Here is a 314-nt window from a genome sequence, read left to right as displayed (position 1 = left end):
ATCCAAAGGAGGTTTGACATGGCTTCATCCTAACGTGCGGTCCTTGCCGGCGGCTGCTTCTGGGGCATGCAGGATCTGATCCGGCGCTTGCCCGGCGTGGTTTCAACCCGGGTCGGCTACAGCGGCGGCGATGTCGCCAACGCGACCTATCGCAATCACGGCACTCACGCCGAGGCAATCGAAATCATCTTCGACCCGGCCAGGACAAGTTTCCGCACGCTGCTCGAATTCTTCTTCCAGATCCACGATCCGACAACGAAGAACCGCCAGGGCAACGACATCGGCATGAGCTATCGTTCGGCGATCTACTACAC

General features: G+C 59.2%; 1 protein-coding gene. It reads left to right on the top strand.

Going from position 1 to position 314, the window contains the following annotated elements; translation table 11 throughout:
* Positions 1-66: 66 nt before the first annotated feature.
* Positions 67-314, top strand: a 248-nt coding sequence (locus tag EN818_RS31625) for a peptide-methionine (S)-S-oxide reductase (protein ID WP_210237338.1), incomplete at its 3' end; no start/stop codon positions are given.

It is taken from the genome of Mesorhizobium sp. M3A.F.Ca.ET.175.01.1.1, assembly GCF_004791945.1.
Classification (GTDB): Bacteria; Pseudomonadota; Alphaproteobacteria; order Rhizobiales; family Rhizobiaceae; genus Mesorhizobium.
This window is presented reverse-complemented; position numbering and strand designations above follow the sequence as displayed.